Source organism: Chitinimonas taiwanensis DSM 18899, from assembly GCF_900119825.1.
Taxonomy (GTDB): Bacteria; Pseudomonadota; Gammaproteobacteria; order Burkholderiales; family Chitinimonadaceae; genus Chitinimonas; species Chitinimonas taiwanensis.
In genome coordinates this window covers 164,842-186,938 of record NZ_FPKR01000005.1, presented here as the reverse complement: position 1 = coordinate 186,938, position 22,097 = coordinate 164,842, and the positions used below count along the sequence as shown (strand labels likewise).

Annotated in this window: 18 protein-coding genes; 14 read left to right on the top strand and 4 right to left on the bottom strand. The window is 61.7% G+C overall.

All coding sequences use genetic code 11. From position 1 onward, the window contains the following. Window positions 1-4 precede the first annotated feature (4 nt). The 3 genes from BT173_RS07765 to glpD all read right to left on the bottom strand — a co-directional run bounded on the left by BT173_RS07765 (window position 5) and on the right by glpD (window position 3,819). The gene (locus tag BT173_RS07765) at window positions 5-1,078 is read right to left on the bottom strand and encodes an ABC transporter ATP-binding protein (RefSeq protein ID WP_072428069.1); all 1,074 of its coding nucleotides are present in this window, start codon (window positions 1,076-1,078) and stop codon (window positions 5-7) included. Further along, window positions 1,066-2,184 carry an ABC transporter ATP-binding protein gene (locus BT173_RS07760; RefSeq protein WP_072428068.1) on the bottom strand — a complete coding sequence of 373 codons (1,119 nt, stop codon included), beginning with the start codon at window positions 2,182-2,184 and terminating at the stop codon, window positions 1,066-1,068. Before BT173_RS07760 ends, BT173_RS07765 begins: the two co-directional genes overlap by 13 nt. Before the next feature lie 99 nt (window positions 2,185-2,283). After that, the gene (gene glpD, locus BT173_RS07755; protein ID WP_072428067.1) at window positions 2,284-3,819 is read right to left on the bottom strand and encodes a glycerol-3-phosphate dehydrogenase; all 1,536 of its coding nucleotides are present in this window, start codon (window positions 3,817-3,819) and stop codon (window positions 2,284-2,286) included. A 323-nt stretch (window positions 3,820-4,142) separates the two neighbouring features. On the opposite strand from glpD, the gene BT173_RS07745 reads away from it, so the two are divergent. Next, window positions 4,143-4,925 (top strand): DeoR/GlpR family DNA-binding transcription regulator, encoded by a 783-nt coding sequence (locus BT173_RS07745; RefSeq protein WP_072428065.1) that lies wholly within the window; start codon window positions 4,143-4,145, stop codon window positions 4,923-4,925. 70 nt (window positions 4,926-4,995) lie between these two features. Here BT173_RS07745 and BT173_RS07740 read toward each other — a convergent pair whose 3' ends face one another. Further along, a complete protein-coding gene (locus BT173_RS07740; protein WP_072428064.1) occupies window positions 4,996-5,982 on the bottom strand; it encodes a malate dehydrogenase in 987 nt (328 codons plus the stop codon). Window positions 5,983-6,168: 186 nt separating this feature from the next. On the opposite strand from BT173_RS07740, the gene BT173_RS07735 reads away from it, so the two are divergent. The 13 genes from BT173_RS07735 (at window position 6,169) to BT173_RS07675 (ending at window position 22,054) form a co-directional block, all read left to right on the top strand. Beyond that, window positions 6,169-6,960, top strand: coding sequence for a GntR family transcriptional regulator (locus BT173_RS07735; protein WP_139256091.1), 792 nt, complete (start codon window positions 6,169-6,171; stop codon window positions 6,958-6,960). A gap of 168 nt (window positions 6,961-7,128) precedes the next feature. Continuing rightward, window positions 7,129-7,503, top strand: a complete 375-nt coding sequence (gene sdhC / locus BT173_RS07730; protein ID WP_072428062.1) for a succinate dehydrogenase, cytochrome b556 subunit — start codon at window positions 7,129-7,131, stop codon at window positions 7,501-7,503. Beyond that, window positions 7,497-7,844 (top strand): succinate dehydrogenase, hydrophobic membrane anchor protein, encoded by a 348-nt coding sequence (gene sdhD, locus BT173_RS07725; protein ID WP_072428061.1) that lies wholly within the window; start codon window positions 7,497-7,499, stop codon window positions 7,842-7,844. Before sdhC ends, sdhD begins: the two co-directional genes overlap by 7 nt. Continuing rightward, window positions 7,844-9,613 carry a succinate dehydrogenase flavoprotein subunit gene (gene sdhA / locus BT173_RS07720; RefSeq protein WP_072428060.1) on the top strand — a complete coding sequence of 590 codons (1,770 nt, stop codon included), beginning with the start codon at window positions 7,844-7,846 and terminating at the stop codon, window positions 9,611-9,613. The genes sdhD and sdhA overlap by 1 nt, the downstream gene beginning before the upstream one ends. Window positions 9,614-9,642: 29 nt before the next feature. Beyond that, window positions 9,643-10,338: a succinate dehydrogenase iron-sulfur subunit gene (locus BT173_RS07715; protein ID WP_308417565.1), complete on the top strand. Its 696-nt coding sequence runs from the start codon at window positions 9,643-9,645 to the stop codon at window positions 10,336-10,338. A gap of 10 nt (window positions 10,339-10,348) precedes the next feature. Continuing rightward, window positions 10,349-10,612, top strand: coding sequence for an FAD assembly factor SdhE (locus tag BT173_RS07710; protein ID WP_072428058.1), 264 nt, complete (start codon window positions 10,349-10,351; stop codon window positions 10,610-10,612). Window positions 10,613-10,694: 82 nt separating this feature from the next. After that, window positions 10,695-11,987: a citrate synthase gene (gene gltA / locus BT173_RS07705; RefSeq protein WP_072428057.1), complete on the top strand. Its 1,293-nt coding sequence runs from the start codon at window positions 10,695-10,697 to the stop codon at window positions 11,985-11,987. A gap of 114 nt (window positions 11,988-12,101) precedes the next feature. Beyond that, window positions 12,102-14,921 (top strand): 2-oxoglutarate dehydrogenase E1 component, encoded by a 2,820-nt coding sequence (locus tag BT173_RS07700; protein WP_072428056.1) that lies wholly within the window; start codon window positions 12,102-12,104, stop codon window positions 14,919-14,921. A gap of 87 nt (window positions 14,922-15,008) precedes the next feature. Continuing rightward, on the top strand, window positions 15,009-16,250 hold the full coding sequence (gene odhB, locus BT173_RS07695; RefSeq protein ID WP_072428055.1) for a 2-oxoglutarate dehydrogenase complex dihydrolipoyllysine-residue succinyltransferase: 1,242 nt from the start codon (window positions 15,009-15,011) through the stop codon (window positions 16,248-16,250). 120 nt (window positions 16,251-16,370) lie between these two features. Then, window positions 16,371-17,807, top strand: a complete 1,437-nt coding sequence (gene lpdA, locus BT173_RS07690; protein ID WP_072428054.1) for a dihydrolipoyl dehydrogenase — start codon at window positions 16,371-16,373, stop codon at window positions 17,805-17,807. Window positions 17,808-17,910: 103 nt separating this feature from the next. After that, on the top strand, window positions 17,911-19,083 hold the full coding sequence (gene sucC / locus BT173_RS07685) for an ADP-forming succinate--CoA ligase subunit beta (protein ID WP_072428053.1): 1,173 nt from the start codon (window positions 17,911-17,913) through the stop codon (window positions 19,081-19,083). Between the two features lie 27 nt (window positions 19,084-19,110). Next, a complete protein-coding gene (gene sucD, locus BT173_RS07680; RefSeq protein WP_072428052.1) occupies window positions 19,111-19,998 on the top strand; it encodes a succinate--CoA ligase subunit alpha in 888 nt (295 codons plus the stop codon). A 160-nt stretch (window positions 19,999-20,158) separates the two neighbouring features. Continuing rightward, on the top strand, window positions 20,159-22,054 hold the full coding sequence (locus BT173_RS07675) for a hypothetical protein (RefSeq protein ID WP_072428051.1): 1,896 nt from the start codon (window positions 20,159-20,161) through the stop codon (window positions 22,052-22,054). The last annotated feature ends 43 nt before the right edge of the window (window positions 22,055-22,097 follow it).

Below are 22,097 nucleotides of genomic sequence, written 5' to 3'. Positions count from 1 at the left end.
CTTCCTAAGCCACGCGCCGTTCGGCGGCGTAGAACATGGTGCGCTCGGGCTGCAGCGCCAGCTGCACCTGCTCGCCCGGCAATTCGGCGTGTTCGCCCAGTTTGACCTTGAGCTGGTGTGCGCCGAGCTGCACGGTCAACAGCTTGCTGGTGCCCAGGTCTTCGAGACGCAGCACGCGTGCATGCAGGCTGGCCAGTTCGCCCTCGGCCGCGCAGCGCACGAATTCCGGCCGCACGCCCAGGGTCAGCGGTCCGCTTACCTGGGCCAGCTGCTGGGCCAGTGCGGGCGGAATTGCCAGCGACTGCTCGCCCACCCGGATCGAGTCGCCATTCAGTTCGCAAGGCAGCAGATTCATGCCCGGACTGCCAATGAAGTGGCCGACAAAGGTATGCGCGGGCGCTTCGAACAGGTCCTGTGGCGTGCCCATCTGCACGACCTGGCCCTGGTACATAACCACCACCTGGTCGGCAAAGGTCAGTGCCTCGATCTGGTCGTGGGTCACATAGATGAGCGAGAGCTTGAGCTGGTGGTGGATGCGCTTGAGCTGGCGGCGCAGCAGCCATTTCACATGCGGGTCGATTACGGTCAGCGGCTCGTCGAACAGTACAGCGGCCACATCCTTGCGCACCAGACCGCGCCCGAGCGAGATGCGCTGCTTGTCCTCGGCCGACAGGCCGCTGGCGCGTCGCTTTAGTTCGCTGCTCAGGTCGAGGATTTCGGCGATTTCGGCTACCCGGCTGCGCACCTCGCTTTCCGGCAGCTTGCGATTGCGCAGCGGAAAGGCCAGGTTGTCGAACACGGTCATGGTGTCGTAGATGACCGGGAATTGGAAAACCTGGGCGATATTGCGCTGCTCGGTGGGCAGCGTGGTCACATCGCGGCCGTCGAACAGCACACGGCCCTCGCTCGGTATCAAGAGGCCGGAAATGATATTGAGCAGGGTGGTCTTGCCGCAGCCCGAGGGGCCGAGCAGGGCATAGGCGCCACCATCTTCCCAGCGCATGGTCTGCGGCTGCAGCGCGTAATCGCTGCTACCCGGGTAACGGTGACCGAGGCCGTTCAGTTCTATGCTGGCCATGGCGCGCTCCCTTGGGCTTGGCGACGTTGGGGCGAGCCGGCCAGGCGGCCATCAGCGCCAAAGGCGAAGACTTCGCTGGGGTTCAGGTACAGCGCCACGGCGCTGCCGGGCGCCAGTTCATGCACGCCGGGCAGCTGGGCCACCAGGCTGATCTCGCCATGCCGGGTGTGCAGATAGGTATCCGAGCCGCTGATCTCGGCCAGTTCCACCTCGCAGTGCAGGCGGTAGTCGTGCGCGCTGGCGGGCGTCAGGCGTACATGGCTGGGGCGTACGCCCAGGGTGTAGCGCTCGCTGCCCAGCGCCTGCAGATGGGGGCCGAGCGGTAGGGCGATATCGCCACCGAGCTCGGCCGCGCGCTGTGCGCCGCTTACCTGGGCGGCGAAAAGATTCATAGGTGGATCGCTGAACACTTCGGCCACGCGCATGCTGGCCGGATGGTGGAAGACCTCCAGTGTCGGGCCTTGTTGGAGCAGACGCCCCTGGTCGAGGACGATGGTATTGCCACCGAGCAGTAGCGCCTCCTGCGGCTCGGTCGTCGCATACACGACCGTGGTCTGGCTGTGCTGGAACAGCTCCTTCAGCTCGGCACGCAATTCCTCGCGCAGCTTGTAGTCGAGATTGACCAGCGGCTCATCCAGCAAAAGCAGCGGCGCCTGTTTGACCAGGGCGCGCGCCATGGCGGTGCGCTGCTGCTGGCCACCCGACAGCTCGCCCGGCAGGCGTTGCAGCAGATGGGCGATATGCAGCTTGTCGGCCACCGCCTCGACCCGGCTGCGGATTTCCGCTTCCCCAAGCTGGCCGGCCAGGCGCAGCGGCGAGGCGATGTTCTCGAACACCGTGAAGGACGGGTAGTTGACGAATTGCTGGTAGACCATGGCCAGCTGGCGCTTGCGCACCGAGACCCCGGTCACATCCACACCATCGGCCAGTAGGCGCCCGCTGCTGGGCTTGTCCAGCCCGGCCATCAGGCGCATCAGCGTGGTTTTGCCGGCGCGGGTCTGGCCGAGCAGCACATTGATCTTGCCGGGCACGAGGCTCAGGCTGAGCGGGTAGATATGCGTATCCGCACCGACCTGCTTGCTGATGCCGTCCAGTTGAAGCTGCATGTAGATCTGTCTCCGTTATCCATTCGAACGCAACCCTGTCTCGGGCTTGGCGTTGCTTGCCGGGCGCGCAGGTCGCCTGGCAAGTAGGCGATTTATAGGCTAGTTGAACGCACTGCGTGTGCTTCCTTTCGCTTCTGTTGTATTGGCAACATGGTCGGTCAGCCAGGCATCCAGGCGGCTGGCGCTATCGGCCGGCAGATGCAGGCCAAGCTTGGATCGCCGCCACAGAATGTCCTCGGCGCTCAAGGCCCATTCCTGCTCGATCAGATAGCGGATTTCGCGTGCATAGAGGCCCGGCAGCACCTCGGTGCCAAAGTCGGCCAGGCTGTTCGCACCGCGTAATAGTTGTGCGCAACGCGTGCCATAGCTGTGCGCCCAGCGCAGCGACAAGCGCTCGGGCAGCCAGGGATGCATGGCGCGCATATTGGCAAGGAAGGCGGCAAAGTCGGCGGCCGGCATATCGCCGCCGGGCAGGGTGGCGCGCTCGGTCCAGGCACCGCTGCCCTTGGCCAGCAGTTGCTGCAGGCGGTCACCTGCTTCCTCTGCCAGCTTGCGGAAGGTGGTGATCTTGCCGCCGAACACTGACAACAGCGCCGCCCCCTGGGTGTCGAGCGACAGATCGTAGTCGCGCGTCACCCCGGCCGCGTCGTCCGATTCATCGTCGAGCAGCGGGCGCACGCCCGAGTAATGCCAGACCACATCGGCCGGGGTGATCGGCTGGGTGAAGTAGCGGCTGGCCATCTGGCACAGATAGTCGATCTCGTCCTGATCGATGGCCACCTCCTCGGCCTTGCCGCGGTATTCGATATCGGTGGTGCCGATCAGGGTGAAGTCTTCCTCATAGGGAATCGCGAAGATGATGCGCTTGTCCGGGTTCTGGAAGATGTAGGCATAGGGGTGTTCATACAGCTTCTTGACCACGATATGGCTGCCCTTGATCAGGCGCACGCGGCGCTTGGACTGCACCTGGGCCACGTCGCGCAGGAAGTCGCCGACCCAGGGGCCGGCAGCATTGACCAGGGCGCGTGCCTGCACGGTGCGCGTGGCGCCACTGCTGTCCTCCAGACTGATCTGCCAGTGTTGGCTGCCGCGCTCGGCACGGCTGCAACGTGTGCGTGTCTGCACCACGGCGCCGCGTTCGTGCGCATCGAGCGCGCACAGCGTGACCAGGCGGGCGTCCTGCACCCAGCCATCCGAATAGACGAAGCCGCGCTGGAACTGGCCGCGCAAGGGCTGGCCAGCCGGATGCTCGGGCAGGCGGATGGCGCTGGATGCCGGCAATATCTCGCGCCTGGCCAGATGGTCATACAGGAAGAGACCAGCCCGTATCATCCAGACCGGACGCAGGTGGCTGTCGTGTGGCATGACGAAGCGCAGCGGCCACATGATGTGCGGCGCGGCCTTGAGCAGCACCTCGCGTTCCTGCAGCGCTTTGCGCACCAAGCCGAATTCGTAGTACTCGAGATAGCGCAGGCCGCCATGGATCAGCTTGGTACTGGCCGAGGAGGTGTGGCGTGCGAGGTCATCCTTTTCGCACAGCAGTACCGACAGGCCGCGTCCGGCCGCATCGCGGGCAATCCCGGCACCGTTGATGCCTCCCCCCACCACGACGACATCGAATTCACTTCTTTGCACGCCTCTCTCCTCAGCCCTTGGGCCGATGTGTGTGAGGAAAATGTACGCAAATGATCGAATCTCTGCCAAGAATATTTTCGTTTAAGTTCGTTTATTTATTTTCCCTGATATGGGTGATGAGTACCCTGGTGGGTGCTTTGCATGCTGAAGCAATACTGCAGAATTTGATTTTCATAATTAAATTCAATGTGTTGCATATTTTTATGAGAGATGTTGGCTGTCTTTTACTTGGCTTGGCGCGGCATGCTGCTGTCGCATATCGCGCAATTTAGAAAATGTGCTAAGGTTTTTTGAGCGTTTGCTAATCGGACAAGGAAGAGGCTGTGAATCCAAGGCAGATGGAATTGCTGGCGCTGGTGCGCAGTCGCGGTTTCGTATCGGTCGAGCTGCTGGCCACCCACTTCGGGGTGACCATGCAGACCATACGGCGTGATATCAGCCAGCTGGAGGATGAAGAGCTGGTGCGCCGTTATCACGGCGGGGTAGGGCTGCCGTCCAGCGTGCAGAACATCGCCTATCCGCAGCGCCAGGTGCTCAATAGCGAGGCCAAGCAACGTATTGCCGAATTGCTGGCCAGTCAGCTGCCGAATGACAAGTCACTGATCATCAATATCGGCACCACCACCGAGGCGGTGGCGAATGCCCTTGCGCGCCATCGTGGCTTGCACGTGGTCACCAATAATCTGAATGTGGCGATGACCTTGTCGGCCAACCCCGATTGCGAGGTGATTGTGGCGGGCGGGGTGGTGCGCACGCGTGACCGCGGCGTGGTGGGCGAGGCGACGGTGGACTTCATCCGTCAGTTCAAGGTCGATATCGGCATCATTGGCGTATCCAGCATCGAGCCGGATGGCACGCTGCGTGATTTCGACTATCAGGAGGTCAAGGTGGCGCAGACCATCATCGAACAGTCGCGCCAGGTCTGGCTGGTGGCCGATCACACCAAGTTCAGCCGCGAGGCACTGGTGCGGCTCGGACATTTATCGCAGGTTGACTGCCTGTTCACCGATAGGCCGGTGCCTGAGCATTTGTCCGCGGCGTTGCGCGAAGCCGGCACCCAGGTCTTTGTAGCCGACGTGCCGGTATTGGCTGCGCAGGACAGCTGAGCTCGGCGCTGGCGCCGGACATGAAAAAGGGCGAACCGAGGTTCGCCCTTTTTTGCCGACCTGTGCGGAATTAACCGAGCAGGTGGGCCACGCCGGCGCGCTCTTCCTCGAGCTCAGCCAGGGTGAAGTCCATGCGCTCACGCGAGAAGGCGTCCACTTCCAGACCTTCCACGCGCTTGTACTCGCCGTTTTCGCACGTAACAGGCACGCCGTACATCACATCCTTTGGAATGCCGTAGGAGCCATCGGACGGAATGCCCATGGTCACCCACTTGCCATTGGTGCCCAGCACCCAGTCACGGATGTGGTCGATGGCGGCGTTGGCAGCCGATGCAGCCGAGGACAGGCCACGTGCTTCGATGATGGCGGCGCCGCGCTTGCCCACCTTGGGAATGAAGGTGTCCTTGTTCCAGGCTTCGTCGTTGATCTTGGTCTTCAGCGACGCGCCATTCACGGTGGCGAAGCGGTAGTCCGGGTACATGGTCGGGCTGTGGTTGCCCCACACGACCAGGTTTTCGATATCGGCCACGGCCACATCGGCCTTGGCAGCCAGCTGGCTCAGCGCGCGGTTGTGGTCCAGACGCAGCATGGCGGTGAAGTTCTTGGCCGGCAGATCCGGCGCCGACTTCATGGCGATATAGGCATTGGTGTTGGCCGGGTTGCCAACCACCAGCACCTTCACGTCACGGCTGGCAACCTTGTTCAGGGCGGCGCCCTGGGCGGTGAAGATCTTGGCGTTTTCCAGCAGCAGATCCTTGCGCTCCATGCCGGGGCCGCGCGGACGGGCGCCCACCAGCAGGGCCACGTCCACATCCTTGAAGGCCACTTCCGGATCATCGGTGCCGACCATGCCAGCCAGCAGCGGGAAGGCGCAGTCTTCCAGCTCCATCATCACGCCCTTCAGCGCGGCCTGGGCCTTCTCCATCGGCAGTTCCAGCATTTGCAGGATGACGGGCTGATCTTTGCCCAGCATTTCGCCAGAGGCGATGCGGAACAAGAGGCTGTAACCGATCTGGCCGGCTGCGCCGGTAACGGCAACGCGAACGGGTTTCTTCATCGTGGTGCTCCTGGAGCTTGATAAGGGGGAGGGAGAGTCTGGCCGGCATTGGAATTAGAGTGAAAAGCCTATGTCGCAGCACAGCAATCGAACCGAGTCTAGCATCACAAGCTACTGAAATCACCCGGATTGCGGTTTTGCCAGACGCGTGTTGCATTGCAATCTTTTGTCTTATAGAAGACTGCGTTGGACAGCGGCTTGTGGGTGGCGTATAAAGCGCAAAATTCACCGAAAGCTTATCGTCAGCCTATGTCCAGTGCGCCATTGCGTGGTGCGACCGAGTTGCCGGGTCGTCAGCCGCTATACAGTCAGGTGCGAGACCGCATCGTGCTGGCGATCGAGCAGGGCGAATGGGATGCCGGCGAGGCGCTGCCGAGTGAATTCGAACTGGCGGATCGCTTTGGTGTCAGTCAGGGAACGGTGCGCAAGGGCCTCGATAGCCTGGCGGCAGAAGGAGTGCTGATACGCCGTCAGGGCATGGGTACCTTCATTGCCGAGGTGGCGGACGATTGGGGCAAAGCCGAATTGCCCGGCGCCACACGGCCCCTGGATACTTCGCTGGAACTGCTCGCCTGCGCGCGCAGCAATGCCGGTGAAGAGGCGGCCGAAGCCTTACGACTGCGGCGCGGCGCCATTCTGCTGGCGGTCAAGCGCCTGGTGCGCGTGGCGGGTGAGCCATTCGCGGTGATTGAGAATTTTGTCGCGGCCGAGCGTTTTGAAGGTTTGGATGCGCGGCGTATCAAGCAGGCCAATTGCAATCTGCGCACCGTATGGTGGCGCGAGTTTGGCTTGCGAGTGATTTCGGCCCCGCCGCAGTTCCGGGCGGGCATGGCTGGGCGTGAGGAAGCCCGGCTGCTGGGAGTAGAGGCGGATCGCCCGCTCCTGGAAGTGGCGAGAACCGCTGGTGGCTTGGATGGCGAACCCGTTGAGTGGTCTGTGTTGCGTTGCCGCACCGATCACTACGTTTATCGTGTCTGAATCGCCACGGTATTGATAGCAGGGTCTTTTTATAAACGTGGGCCAGGGCGGTAAGCGCGGCACCGTTTGCTACAATCGAAAGGCTTTGCTTCACCCGGACGGTGGTGCTCCGGGAAGGCGGCGCGGTATGGCCCGCGTCGTCGTATTAATACAAAAAGGAAACGCGTCATGGCGAAAACACGGCCGAAACACTTGGATCTCCCCAAGATCAGGCTTCCGATACCGGGCATTGTCTCGATTCTGCATCGCGTGAGCGGTGCGCTTATGTTCCTGGCCATTCCGGTCGTGTTCTGGTTGCTGGCGGGTTCCCTCAGCAGTGAAGCCCAATTCGAGGCCTACCGCGGCTTCGTATCCCACCCGATCATCAAGCTCGGTCTGCTGGTTCTGCTGTGGGCTTATCTGCATCACGCCTGCGCCGGCATCCGTTTCCTTTTGCTGGACATCCATAAGGGCCTGGAACTCTCCACCGCCCGCGCTACGGCCAAAGCTGTCATCGTCGTCAGCCTGGCTCTGACTGCCATCATCGGAGGTGTGCTGTGGTAAATCGTCACGTCATCGGCGCTCATTACGGCCTGCGCGACTGGCTGCTGCAGCGCGTCACCGCCGTGGTCATGCTGGTCTACACGATCGGCCTGCTTGCCTTCCTCGTTCTTGCCGCACAAACCAGCTACGAGGGCTGGAAAGCCCTGTTCGATTGCACCTGGGTGCGCGTGCTGTCCACGGTTACCGTCATCGCCCTGCTGCTGCATGCTTGGGTTGGTGTGCGCGATATCTGGATGGACTATGTACAGCCTCTGGGCCTGCGCCTCACCCTGCACATTGCCACCATTCTGTGGCTGCTGGGTAGCTTCATTTATGCAATCAAAGTCGTGTGGGGTGTGTAATGGCGAACGTCGCTAAACGTCAATTCGATGCGGTGATCGTCGGTGCCGGTGGTGCCGGTATGCGCGCCGCACTGCAGCTTTCCGAAGCCGGCCTGAAGACCGCCGTGCTGTCCAAGGTTTTCCCGACTCGCTCGCACACCGTGGCAGCGCAAGGCGGCATTTCCGCTTCGCTGGGCAACGTCCAGGAAGACAAGTGGGAATGGCATATGTACGACACCGTCAAGGGTTCTGACTGGCTCGGCGACCAAGACGCGATCGAGTTCATGTGCAAGACCGCCCCTGAGGCTGTGATTGAGCTCGAACACTTCGGCATGCCATTTGACCGCGTGGAATCGGGTCGTATTTATCAGCGTCCCTTCGGCGGCCATACCGCCAATTTCGGCGAGAAGCCGGTGCAACGCGCTTGCGCTGCGGCCGACCGTACCGGCCACGCGCTGCTGCATACGCTCTACCAGCGCAATGTGCGCGCCAATACCCAGTTCTTCGTTGAATGGATGGCGCTCGACCTGATCCGCGACGCCGATGGCGATGTGGTCGGTGTGACCGCGCTGGAAATGGAAACGGGCGAAGTCTATGTGCTGCACGCCAAGGCGGTGTTGTTCGCCACTGGCGGTGCCGGCCGTATCTATGCCGCATCCACCAATGCCTTCATCAATACCGGTGACGGCCTGGGCATGTGCGCGCGCGCCGGTATTCCGCTCGAGGACATGGAATTCTGGCAATTCCACCCGACCGGCGTGGCCGGTGCCGGCGTGCTGATCACCGAAGGCGTGCGTGGCGAGGGCGGCATTCTGCTTAATGCCAATGGCGAGCGCTTCATGGAGCGCTATGCGCCTACCTTGAAGGACCTGGCCCCGCGTGACTTCGTCTCGCGCTGCATGGCGCTGGAAGTGCTGGAAGGCCGTGGTGCCGGTAAGAACAAGGACCACGTGCTGCTCAAGCTCGACCACCTCGGCCCCGAGGTAATCAATCACCGCCTGCCGTCGATCCGCGAAATCGCCATCAAGTTCGCTGGCGTGGACCCGATCAAGGAACCGATCCCGGTCATCCCGACCACGCACTACCAGATGGGTGGTATCCCCACCAACTATCTGGGCGAGGTGATGGTACCCAAGGACGGCAACCCGGAAGTGCGTGTGAACGGCTTCTACGCTGCTGGCGAATGCGCATGTGCCTCGGTGCATGGTGCGAACCGCCTCGGCACCAACTCGCTGCTTGATCTCGTGGTGTTCGGCAAGTCAGCTGGCGACAGCATGATCGAGTTCATCAAGAACGAACGCCCGACCCACAAGCCGCTGCCGGAAAACGCAGCCGACTTCAGCCTGGCCCGTATTGCCCGCCTGGAAAACCAGACCGGTGGCGAAGAAGTCAATGTGGTGCGTGAAGCGATGCAGAAGACCATCCAGCTGCGTGCCGGTGTGTTCCGCAATAGCGAGAACATGGCTCTGGGCGTGAAGGAAATCGCCGAAGTGGCCGAGCGCGCCAAGCGCACCCAGATCAAGGACAAGTCCAAGGTCTGGAACACCGCCCGTATCGAAGCCCTCGAGCTGGACAATCTGATCGAAGTGGCCGTGGCCACCATGATCGCGGCCGATGCCCGCAAGGAATCGCGTGGCGCCCACTCGCACGACGACTTCGAGAAGCGTGACGACGAGAACTGGATGAAGCACTCGCTGTTCTTCAACCAGGAGCGCCGCCTCGACTACAAGCCGGTGCACACCAAGCCGCTGACCGTCGATTACATCCCGCCGAAGGAGCGTACGTTCTAAGCGAACGTGCCGGAGACCCGATCATGAAGATGCAATTCAAGCTCTACCGCTACAACCCGGATGTCGATGCCAAGCCGTATATGCAGGACATCGAAGTCGAACTCGAACCGAGCGACAAGAAGCTGCTCGATGCGCTGGTGCGCCTGAAGACTGTGGATGACAGCCTGTCCTTCCGTCGTTCCTGCCGTGAAGGCGTGTGCGGCTCAGACGCGATGAATATCAATGGCAAGAACGGCCTCGCCTGCGTGACCGATATCGCCGGTCTCAAGCAGCCGGTGGAAATCCGTCCGCTGCCCGGCCTGCCGGTGATCCGCGACCTGATCGTGGACATGACCCAGTTCTTCAAGCAGTACAACTCGATCAAGCCCTATGTGATCAACGACACGCCGCCGCCCTCGCATGAGCGTCTGCAGAGCCCGGAAGATCGTGAAGAGCTCGACGGCCTGTACGAGTGCATCCTGTGCGCGTGCTGCTCGACCTCCTGCCCATCCTTCTGGTGGAACCCGGACAAGTTCGTTGGTCCGGCCGGCCTGCTGGCGGCTTACCGCTTTATCGCCGATACCCGCGATACCGCGACCAATGAGCGTCTGGACAATCTGGAAGACCCATACCGCCTGTTCCGTTGCCACAGCATCATGAACTGCGTGGACGTGTGTCCCAAGCATCTGAACCCGACCAAGGCGATTGGCAAGATCAAAGAGCTGATGGTCAAGCGGATTGCCTGAGGCTCATACAGTGACTTATACCCAAGCGGACAAGAACCGACTCCGCTGGCGTTCACGGCGCGGTCTGCTGGAACTGGACATCGTGTTCGAGATGTTTCTCGAACACGATTTCGAGGGCCTGACCGACGCCGAGCTGGACGTCTACCAAGACTTGCTGATGCTGCCGGACATTGATCTGCTAGAACTGGTGGATGGCAAAACCGACACCACGGATGCACGTCTCGCCCCTATCCTGGCGCGGCTACGGCACTGGCAAGTGGTTAAGCAACAATAACAATGCGCGCTTAGTTCGAGGGCTTGGGTGGTGTGCAAGATCCGCCCTCGCTTCATCCGACATTTAATCAGGAGCATTTTTCATGGCTGAAGCCTCCAAAGTTACGCTCTCTTACAACGACGGTCAGAACAGTGTCGACCTGCCGGTGCTCAAGGGCACCCTGGGTCCGGACGTCGTCGATATCCGCGCTTTCGGCAAGACCGGCATGTTCACCCATGACCCGGGCTTTCTGTCGACCTCCAGCTGCGAATCCAAGATCACCTTCATCGACGGTGACCTGGGCCAGCTCTACTACCGTGGCTACCCGATCGAGCAGCTGGCTGAACACGCCGACTACCTCGAAGTCTGCTACCTGCTGCTGAACGGCGAACTGCCGACCAAGGAGCAGAAGGAGCACTTCGACTACACCGTCATGCGCCACAATATGCTGCATGATCAGATTCACAACTTCTTCCGTGGTTTCCGTCGCGATGCCCACCCGATGGCCGTGATGGTTGGCGTGGTCGGCGCGCTGTCTGCCTTCTACCACGACTCGCTGGATATCAATGATCCGCACCACCGCGAAGTGGCGGCCTTCCGCCTGATCGCCAAGCTGCCGACCATTGCTGCCCAAGCCTATCGCTACAACAAGGGTCTGCCGCTCAACTACCCGAAGGCTGGCCTGAGCTACGCCGAGAACTTCCTGTACATGATGTTCTCGACCCCGGTACAGGAATACAAGGTGAACCCGGTGCTGGCCAAGGCCCTGGACCGCATCTTCACCCTGCACGCCGACCACGAGCAGAATGCCTCGACCTCGACCGTGCGTCTGTCCGGCTCCTCGGGCGCCAACCCGTTCGCCTGTATCGCTGCCGGTATCGCCTGTCTGTGGGGCCCGTCGCACGGCGGCGCCAACGAAGCCGTGCTGAAGATGCTCGACGAGATCGGCGACGTGTCCAAGGTGGCTGACTTCATGCAGGGCGTGAAGGACAAGCGCTACAAGCTGATGGGCTTCGGTCACCGCGTGTACAAGAATATGGACCCGCGCGCCGCCATCATGAAGGAAACCTGCGACCAGGTGCTGAACGAGCTGGGTCTGCACAACGACCCCAAGTTCAAGCTGGCCATGGAGCTGGAAAAGATCGCCCTCAGCGATCCTTACTTCATCGAGCGCAAGCTGTACCCGAACGTGGACTTCTACTCGGGCATCGTGCTGTCGGCTATCGGCATCCCGGTCTCCATGTTCACGCCTATCTTCGCGCTGGCCCGTACCGTGGGCTGGATCTCGCACTGGAGCGAAATGATCTCGGATCCGACCATGAAGATCGGTCGTCCGCGTCAGCTCTACACCGGCGCCCCTCGTCGCGACTATGTCGCGATCGATAAGCGCGCTTAAGCAATGCCCAGTACGCCCGGTTTCGGCCGGGCGTATCTGTGCGCAATCCGTAACAACAGTTTGTCGAAATCGTCTCGCCCCAAGCGCAGCACTGAAAAGTAAAAGGCCATCAACATGATGCAAACCTTCCAGAGCCAGTCCTATTTGTTCGGTGGTAATGCCCCGTTCATCGAAGAGCTCTATGAACAATACCTGGTCGATCCGCAGAGCGTCTCCGCGGAATGGCGGGACTATTTCGACAAACTGCAGCAACTGCCCGGCACCACCGACCGAGATATCCCGCGCGCTTCCATCGAAGAATCCTTCGTGCAGATGGCCAAGCAGCCGCGCGTGGGTGGCGTGAGTGCCGCGGCGCAGACCGAGGCGAACAAGAAGCAGGTGGCTGTACTGCGCCTGATCTCGGCCTATCGCATCATCGGCGCGCGCTATGCCTCGCTCGACCCGCTCAAGCGCACCGACCAGACCCTGCTGCCCGAGCTCGACCCGGCCACCTATGGCCTGAGCGATGCCGATATGGGCCTGATCTTCAACTGCGGCAATCTGGTTGGCCCAGAGCGCGATTCGCTGGCCAATATCCTGGCGCGCCTTAAGCAGACCTACTGCGGCACCATCGGCCTCGAATACATGCACATCACCACCTCGGCCCAGCGCCAGTGGGTGCAGAAGCGTTTCGAGGGCGAGCGTTCCACTCCCAGCTTCAACCGCGACAAGAAGCTGCGCATCCTCAAGCAGATCACCGCAGCCGAAACGCTCGAACGTTATCTGCACACCAAGTACGTGGGCCAGAAGCGCTTCTCGCTGGAAGGCGGCGAAAGCATGATCGCTGCGCTCGATCATCTGGTGCAGACCTCGGGCGAGCATGGTGTGCAGGAAATGGTGATCGGCATGGCCCACCGTGGCCGTCTGAACGTGCTGGTCAACACGCTGGGCAAGCGCCCGGCCGATCTGTTCTCCGAATTCGAAGGCAAGTACAGCTACGATCTGCCCTCGGGCGACGTGAAGTACCACATGGGCTTCAGCTCGGACATCCCGACTCCGGGCGGCGCCGTGCACGTTTCCTTGGCCTTCAACCCGTCCCACCTGGAAATCGTCAACCCGGTAGTGGTCGGCTCGGCCCGCGCGCGTCAGCAACGTCGTGGCGACCGTACCGGCGAGCAGGTGCTGCCGGTGCTGCTGCACGGTGACTCGGCCTTTATCGGCCTGGGTACCAACCAGGGCACCTTCAACTTGTCGCAGACCCGTGGTTACGGCGTGGGCGGTACGGTACATATCGTTATCAATAACCAGATCGGTTTCACCACCAGTGACACGCGCGACACGCGTTCCTCGCTGTACTGCACCGATATCGCCAAGATGATCGAGGCGCCGATCTTCCATGTGAACGGTGATGATCCGGAAGCGGTCTGCTTCGTGGTGCAAGCGGCGCTCGACTTCCGCCGCGAGTTCAAGAAGGACGTGGTGATCGATCTCGTCTGCTTCCGTAAGCTCGGTCACAACGAGGGTGATGACCCGATGCTGACCCAGCCTATGATGTACAAGAAGATTGCCAAGCACCCCGGTGCGCGCAAGATGTACGCCGACCGCTTGGTTACTGAAGGCCTGCTCAGCGCCGATGAAGCCGATGGCCTGATCAAGGCCTACCGCGCCGCGCTGGACAAGGGCGAGCATGTTGAGCAGACCACGCTGACCGACTTTAAGCGCAGCTTTGCCATTGACTTCAGCGCCTTCAAGGGCACCCATTGGGCCCACCCGACCGACACCACGCTGAGCGCTGCCGAAATCGGCCGCCTGGCTGAGAAGGCCGTTAAGGCACCGGAAGGCTTCAAGCTCCACCCGACGGTGGAGAAGGTGCTGGCCGCGCGCATCGAGATGGCCGCCGGCAAGCAGAATATCGACTGGGGCATGGCCGAAACGCTGGCCTACGGCTCGCTGCTGGAGAAGGGCTATGGCGTGCGTATCTCGGGTGAGGACTCGGGTCGTGGCACCTTCAGCCATCGCCATGCCGTGCTGCATGATCAGAATCGCGAGAAGTGGGATGCCGGCGCGCATGTGCCGCTGCGCAATCTGAGCGACAGCCAGGGCCATTTCCTGGTCATCGACTCCATCCTGAACGAAGAAGCCGTGCTGGCCTTCGAATACGGCTATAGCTCTTCGGCCCCCGACGAGCTGGTGATCTGGGAAGCGCAGTTCGGCGACTTCGCCAACGGCGCCCAGGTGGTGATTGACCAGTTCATCACCTCCGGTGAAACCAAGTGGGGCCGTTACTGCGGCCTGACCATGATGCTGCCGCATGGCTACGACGGCCAAGGCCCTGAGCACAGCTCGGCCCGCCTCGAGCGCTATCTGCAAATGTGTGCCGAGCACAATGTGCAGATCGTCATGCCGTCCGAAGCCAGCCAGATGTTCCATGTGCTGCGTCGCCAGCAGCTGCGCCCTTACCGCAAGCCGCTGATCATCTTCATGTCCAAGCGCCTGCTGCGCTACAAGGATTCGATGAGCCCGCTCGAGCACTTCACCCAGGGCGGCTTCCGCCCGGTGATTGGCGACAGCACGGTAAGCGATGCCAAGAAGGTTAAGCGCGTGATCGTTTGCGCCGGTCAGGTCTACTACGACCTGCACAATGCGCGCGTCGAGCGTGGCCAGAAGGATGTGGCTATCGTGCGTGTCGAGCAGCTGTACCCGTTCCCGACCGACGAGCTGAAGGCCGAGCTGGGCAAGTACAGCGCGGCCAAGGAAATCATGTGGGTGCAGGAAGAGCCGAAGAACCAGGGTGCTTGGCATCAGATCCGCCATCGGCTGGAAGCCTGTATGTCCGCCAAGCAGACTCTGCTGTACGCTGGCCGTCCTTCGTCCGCCTCGCCGGCGGTGGGCTATATGAGCAAGCACACTGCCCAGCTCAAGGCCTTCGTCGATGAAGCCATCAATCTGAAGTAAGCGTTGTCAAGATCAAAGCGGCCGCCATGAGCGGCCGCTTGGTAATGTCGAAATCCCAAGTCTGGCCGACCCCATGGAGCCAATAACATGCTGATCGAAGTCAAAGTCCCCCAACTGCCCGAGTCCGTTTCCGAAGCCACGCTGGTGAGCTGGAAGAAAAAAGTCGGCGAGTATGTCGAACGCGACGAAAACCTGATTGATCTGGAAACCGACAAGGTGGTGCTTGAGCTGCCGGCACCGCAGGCGGGTGTGATCGTCAGCCTGGTGCAGGGCGACGGCGCCACCGTGGTCAGCCACCAGCTGATCGCTACCATCGATACCGAAGCCAAGGCCGGCGCCAGCGCTGCCAGCGCCCCGGCTGCCGCCCCGATTGCCCAGGAACCCGCCCGCGTGGCTGCCGCTGCCGCTGCAGCTGGCGTGCCGGAAAACGCGATTGGCTTTGGCACCGCCGTCATGCCGGCTGCCAAGAAGGCCGCGGCCGATGCCGGTATCGATACCAGCAAGATCCAAGGCACTGGCCGCGATGGCCGCGTGCTCAAGGAAGATGTGGCCGCTGCTGCCGCCAAGCCGGCCGTTGCGCCGGCGGCCAAGGCCGCTCCGGCTCCGGCCGTGGTGGTACCGCTGGGCGATCGCGCCGAACAGCGCGTGCCGATGTCGCGTCTGCGTCAGCGCGTCGCTGAGCGTCTGGTCGAATCGCAATCGACCGCCGCCATCCTCACCACCTTCAATGAAGTGAATATGAAGCCGGTGATGGAGCTGCGTAATAAGTACAAGGACAAGTTCGAGAAGGAACACGGCATCAAGCTCGGCTTCATGGGCTTCTTTGTGAAGGCCGCCGTGCACGCGCTGAAGAAGTACCCGATTGTGAACGCCTCGGTCGACGGTAACGATATCGTCTACCACGGTTACTACGATATCGGTGTGGCCGTGGGCAGCCCGCGTGGCCTGGTGGTGCCAGTGATCCGCAATGCCGACCAACTGAGCCTCGCGCAGATCGAGAAGCAGATTGCCGACTTCGGCAAGCGCGCCCAGGAAGGCAAGCTGACCATTGAAGAGCTGAGCGGCGGCACCTACACCATCTCGAATGGCGGCACCTTCGGTTCGATGATGTCCACCCCCATCATCAACCCGCCGCAAAGCGCGATTCTGGGCATGCATGCCACCAAGGAACGCGCCATGGTCGAAAACGGCCAGGTGGTGGTGTTGCCAATGATGTATCTGGCCCAGTCCTACGATCACCGCATCATCGACGGCCGCGAAGCCGTGCTGAGCCTGGTGGCGATCAAGGAAGCGATCGAAGATCCGGCTCGCCTGCTGCTGGACATCTGATGCGTGAGGGGCGCAAGGGGAGGCGCTCTCGCTTCCCCCAGCCCTTTCCCCGTCATGACCGAACGGTGTGAGTGAGTCCGCCTCATCCCCAACGCCTCAACCTTCACAAGGTTCCCAATCATGTCCCAACAATTTGACGTCGTCGTCATCGGTGGTGGCCCCGGCGGCTATGTGGCTGCCATCCGCGCCGCTCAGCTCGGTTTCAAGACCGCCTGTATCGATGCTACCTCCAATGCCGAAGGCAAGCCCAGCCTCGGCGGCACCTGCCTGAACGTGGGCTGCATTCCGTCCAAGGCGCTGCTGCAGTCGTCCGAGAACTACCACCACGCCGTGCACAGCTTTGCCGACCATGGCATCAGCACCGGTGCCGTGAAGATGGACGTGGGCCAGATGCTCAAGCGCAAGGAAGAGATCATCGCCAAGAACACCGGCGGCATTGCCTTCCTGTTCCGCAAGAACAAGGTCACCTCCTTCCACGGCACCGGCAGCTTCAAGGCCAAGAATGGCGATAAGTACGTGCTGGAAGCCAAGCTGGCTGATGGCAAGGTCGAGGCCATCGAAGCGACCCATGTGATCATCGCCACCGGTTCCAGCGTGCGTCAGCTGCCCGGCGTGACCATCGACAACAAGCTGGTGCTCGACAACGAAGGCGCATTGGCGATTCCGGCCGTACCGAAGCGCCTCGGCGTGATCGGCGCCGGCGTGATCGGCCTGGAAATGGGTTCGGTCTGGAAGCGCCTCGGTTCGGAAGTGACCGTACTGGAAGCCATGCCCACCTTCCTCGGCGCCGCCGACGAACAGGTGGCCAAGGAAGCGCTGAAGTTCCTGACCAAGGACACCGGCCTTGTGATCAACACCGGGGTGAAGATCGGCGAGATCAAGGCCGGCAAGAAGGATGTGACGGTGAATTATGTCGACGCCGCTGGCGCCGAGCAAAAGGCCGTGTTCGACAAGCTGATCGTCTCGATTGGCCGCGTGCCTAACACCGCCGGCCTGAATGCCGAAGCAGTGGGCCTGAAGCTGACCGAACGTGGCCAGATCGACGTCAACGACGACTGCCAGACCAATCTGGCCAATGTCTGGGCGATTGGCGATGTGGTGCGCGGCCCGATGCTCGCCCACAAGGCCAGCGAAGAAGGCGTGGCCGTGGCTGAGCGCATTGCCGGCCAGCACCCGCATGTCGACTTCAACAATGTGCCCTGGGTCATCTACACCAGCCCGGAAATCGCCTGGGTGGGCAAGACCGAGCAGCAACTCAAGGCCGAAGGCGTTGAGTACAAGAAGGGCCAGTTCCTGTTCTCGGCTAACGGCCGGGCACTGGCGCTGGGCGAGGCCAAGGGCTTCGTCAAGATGCTGGCCGACAAGAAGACTGACCGCATTCTGGGCGTGCACATCGTTGGCCCGTACGCGTCTGAACTGATTTCGGAAGCCGTGGTGGCCATGGAATTCAGCGCGTCCAGCGAAGATATCGCCCGTATCGTTCACGCGCATCCATCCCTGTCCGAAGCGCTGCATGAAGCCGCGCTCGGCTGCGATGGTCGTACGCTGCACAGTTAATCGAACTTGAGAGAAGGGGGGAGGGAGCGGGGTAGGGCGAGAGCCCAATCCTTCACCCTTCGTCCTTCCCTGTTAAGCCAATCTCTCAAAAAGGGAACAAGCAATGAATCTGCACGAATACCAAGCGAAAGACCTGCTGGCCAAGTACGGCCTGCCGGTACAAAAGGGCATCCTGGCCACGACGCCGGAAGAAACCGCCAACGCTTTCCGCTCCATGGGCGGCAAGTTTGCCGTGGTGAAGGCGCAAGTGCATGCCGGTGGCCGTGGTAAGGCCGGTGGCGTGAAGGTGGTGAAGAGCGCGGAAGAGGCTGCCGACGTTGCCAAGAGCCTGCTGGGCAAGCGTCTGGTCACTTACCAAACTGACGCCAAGGGCCAGCCGGTTGGCTCGCTGCTGGTGTGCGAAGACATGTACCCGGTGCAGCGCGAGCTGTATCTGGGCGCCGTGGTCGACCGCTCGACCCGCTCCATCGTGTTCATGACCTCGACCGAAGGCGGCGTGGAGATTGAAGAAGTCGCCCACAACACCCCGGAAAAGATCATCAAGACCGTGGTCGATCCGCTGGTTGGCCTGCAGCCATACCAAGCGCGGGAAGCCGGCTTCGCCCTGGGTCTGGACGAAAAGCAGATTAAGCAATTCACCGGCCTGATGATGGGTGCTTACAAGGCTTTCGTGGAAAACGACTTCGCCCTGTTCGAAATCAACCCGCTGGCCATCCGTGGCAATGGTGAACTGTGCTGCGTGGATGCCAAGATCGGCATCGATAGCAACGCTGCTTTCCGCCTGCCGAACATCGTGGCCCTGCGCGACAAGTCGCAGGAAAACGAGCGTGAGCTGAAGGCGTCCGAGTTCGACCTGAACTACGTGGCCCTGGAAGGCAATATCGGTTGCATGGTGAACGGCGCCGGTCTGGCCATGGCCACCATGGACATCATCAAGCTCAAGGGCGGCCAACCGGCCAACTTCCTGGACGTGGGCGGTGGCGCCACCAAGGAACGCGTGATCGAAGCCTTCAAGCTGATCCTGGCCGATGAGTCGGTTAAGGGCGTGCTGATCAATATCTTCGGCGGCATCGTCCGCTGCGACATGATCGCCGAAGCCATCATCGCCGCTGTGAAGGAAGTGAACGTGACCGTGCCGGTCGTGGTTCGTCTGGAAGGCAATAACGCGGAACTGGGCGCCAAGATTCTGGATGAATCCGGCCTCAAGCTGACTTCGGCCCAAGGCCTGAACGACGCCGCCGAGAAGATCGTGGCCGCTGTCGCCGCGCTCGCCTAATCACCCGCACAGAATCAGGAGTTACAAATGAGCGTTCTAGTCAACAAGAACACCAAGGTGCTGGTGCAAGGTTTCACCGGTAAGAACGGTACTTTCCACGCCGAACAGGCGCTGAAGGTCGGCACCAAGGTCGTCGGCGGCGTGACCCCCGGCAAGGGCGGCAGCCAGCATCTGGGCCTGCCGGTGTTCAACACCATGCGCGACGCCGTGCGTGAAACCCAGGCTGATGCCTCGGTCATCTACGTACCGGCCCCGTTTGCCAAGGATTCCATCCTGGAAGCCATCGACGCCGGCGTGAAGCTGGTGGTCTGTATCACCGAAGGCGTGCCCACCATCGACATGCTGTATGTGAAGCGCGCCGTCGATGAAGCCGGCATCCGCCTGATTGGCCCGAACTGCCCAGGCATCATCACACCTGGCGAGTGCAAGATCGGCATCATGCCCTGGCATATCCACAACCCTGGCCGCATCGGCATCGTGTCGCGTTCAGGCACCCTGACCTATGAAGCTGTGGCGCAAACTACCGCCCTGGGCCTCGGTCAGTCCACCTGTATCGGTATCGGCGGCGACCCGATTCCGGGCACCAGTCATATCGACTCGCTCAAGCTGTTCCAGGACGATCCGGATACCGACGCCATCATCATGATCGGTGAAATCGGTGGCTCGGCCGAAGAAGAAGCGGCCGAATTCGCCAAGTCCTATGTGACCAAGCCGGTGGTCGGCTACATCGCCGGTGTGACTGCCCCCAAGGGCAAGCGCATGGGCCATGCTGGCGCCATCATTTCGGGCGGCAAGGGCACGGCGGAAGAGAAGTTCGCTGCCTTCGAAAAGGCTGGCATCGCGTACACGCGCAGCCCGGCCGAGATCGGCAAGACCATGTTTGAACTGCTCAAGTCCAAGGGCATGATCAAGTAATCGCTTGCCGCGATCTGCAGTACAACGCCAACGCCACCTTCGGGTGGCGTTGGCGTTTTTGCGTCGTGCCGGCGTGTGGGATTGCGCTGCCGGCCAGAATGGCTTACCACAAGGGCAGGGGCTGCAGCGGCAGGCGGATCAATCATGGGGAGTGAGGCAGATGAGTCATTACAACTTCGGCTGCAAGGTGCCGCCACAGCGGCGCTGGCCGGTGGCCTGGTATAACCCGGCCGTGCTGCTGCGCTCGGCGCGCGATCTGCTCTCTACGGCCGACCAGATCCGCAACTTCGACCGGCGCGAACTGTTCTCCGGGGCCATGGCCCCGGTCATCGTGTCGGCGCGCGATGCGCACAGCGATTTCTGGTGGGATTTCGTGTCCGATACCGGCGATGGCGGCAATGCGACGTACACGGTGGCGCGCGCCGCACAGTCACCCAGCCTGAGACCCGGCGAGCAGGCCGCGCAGGACCCCGCCCTGCCCAAGATACTGCCGCGCGGTCATCTACTGGTATTGGGCGGTGATCTGGCCTATCCAGGCGCCAGCGGCGAGGAGTATCAGTACCGTTTCATCGAACTATGGGAGGCCGCCCGGCCCGATCTGTTCGAGCCGAAGAAGACCGTGCTGGCCATTCCGCAGAACCATGACTGGTTCGACAATATCTCCACTTTTCACCGCCACTTCGTGGCCGATCTGGATGACCGCTTCCTTGGCGCGCATGCACCGCAGGCGCGCAGCTATTTCGCTGCCCAGCTACCGTATGGCTGGTGGCTGTTCGGTCTGGATTTCGCGCTGGTGGCCGATCTCGACCGCGAGCAGTACGAGGCCTTCTGCCATATCGTCAACCAGCAACTGCAGCCAGGTGACAATGTGATCCTGCTCTACCCCGAGCCTTATTGGACCCGCCCGCTCGGCGATGCGGCCAGGCCCGGCTATCCGAAGCGCTATCAGCGTCTGGAAGCCTTGCTACTCGCGCGCGGTATCAAGATCCGCCTGCGCCTGGCTGGCGATCTGCACCACTATGTACGCGAGCAGGGGCAGGAAGGGGTGGGCGGACTCGATTACAGCGATGCGCTGATCACCTGCGGCTCCGCCGGCGCTTTCCTGCACCCTACCCATGGGCGGGCCAGCAGTCTGCCCAAGGCCATGGACTGCGCGCACGATAGTGGCGCGATGACACCCGATCTGGCCGAGCGCGTGCGCCTGGGTACGCTGGCCTCGGCCTGCCAGACCGAAGGCCTGCGTTGTTACAGCAAGGCAGCCAGCTACCCGGATACTGATACCAGCCGCGGCCTGTCCTGGGGAAATCTCTTGGCCATGTTCCAGCCGGCGGCAAGTGTCGCTTGGCGCAATTGGTTCAAGGTGGGCTGGGCCGAACATTTCCAGCGCTTTGCCCAGGGCAATGTGCAGTTCTCGGTGCTGCTAGGTTTTCTGTATTGGCTGGCCGTGTATTGCGCGAGCTTTGTATTCACCGAGTCGTTCATTCCCGACCACTTCGTGCCGGCCAGTCAGATTGCCGGCTTGCCTTGGGGAGACTTCCTGGGTATGTGGTTGCGCGCGCTGCTGTTCAGCCCGCTGGCTCTGGGCGTGCACCTGGTTCTGCTTGGGCTGTGCGCGGCCATCGCGCGTGAGGATGGCCTGCATACCGCCCTCAGCTGCGCACTACTGGCCATCCTGCATATGCTGGCCGCCGCCAGCCTGTATTGGCTGCTTTGCCAGTGGCTGAGTGATCGCTACCTGATCGGCATCCTGCTGGTGGTGGCCGGCAGCGTAGTCGGCGGTCTGCTGTTCGGGGCTTATTTTTCCCTGATGGCGCGCTGCGGCCTGCTGGCCAATAACGCTTTCTCACCGCTTGCACACCAAGGCTACAAGGGCTTTCTGCGCTTTCGCATCGATCCGGACGGCAATCTGCATGGCTATATGCTCGGCACCGACCATGTACCGCAGCGCTGGGTCGAACAGCCGCAGGCCGGTGTCACGCGCCCACTCTGGGTCGAAGCCGAGGGCGAACAGGCGCCCAATTGGCAGATTCGCGACCATTTCACCCTGCCACGCTGAGCATGGGCTTGAAGGTCGGCCCGGATTGCGCTGCAATGCGCGC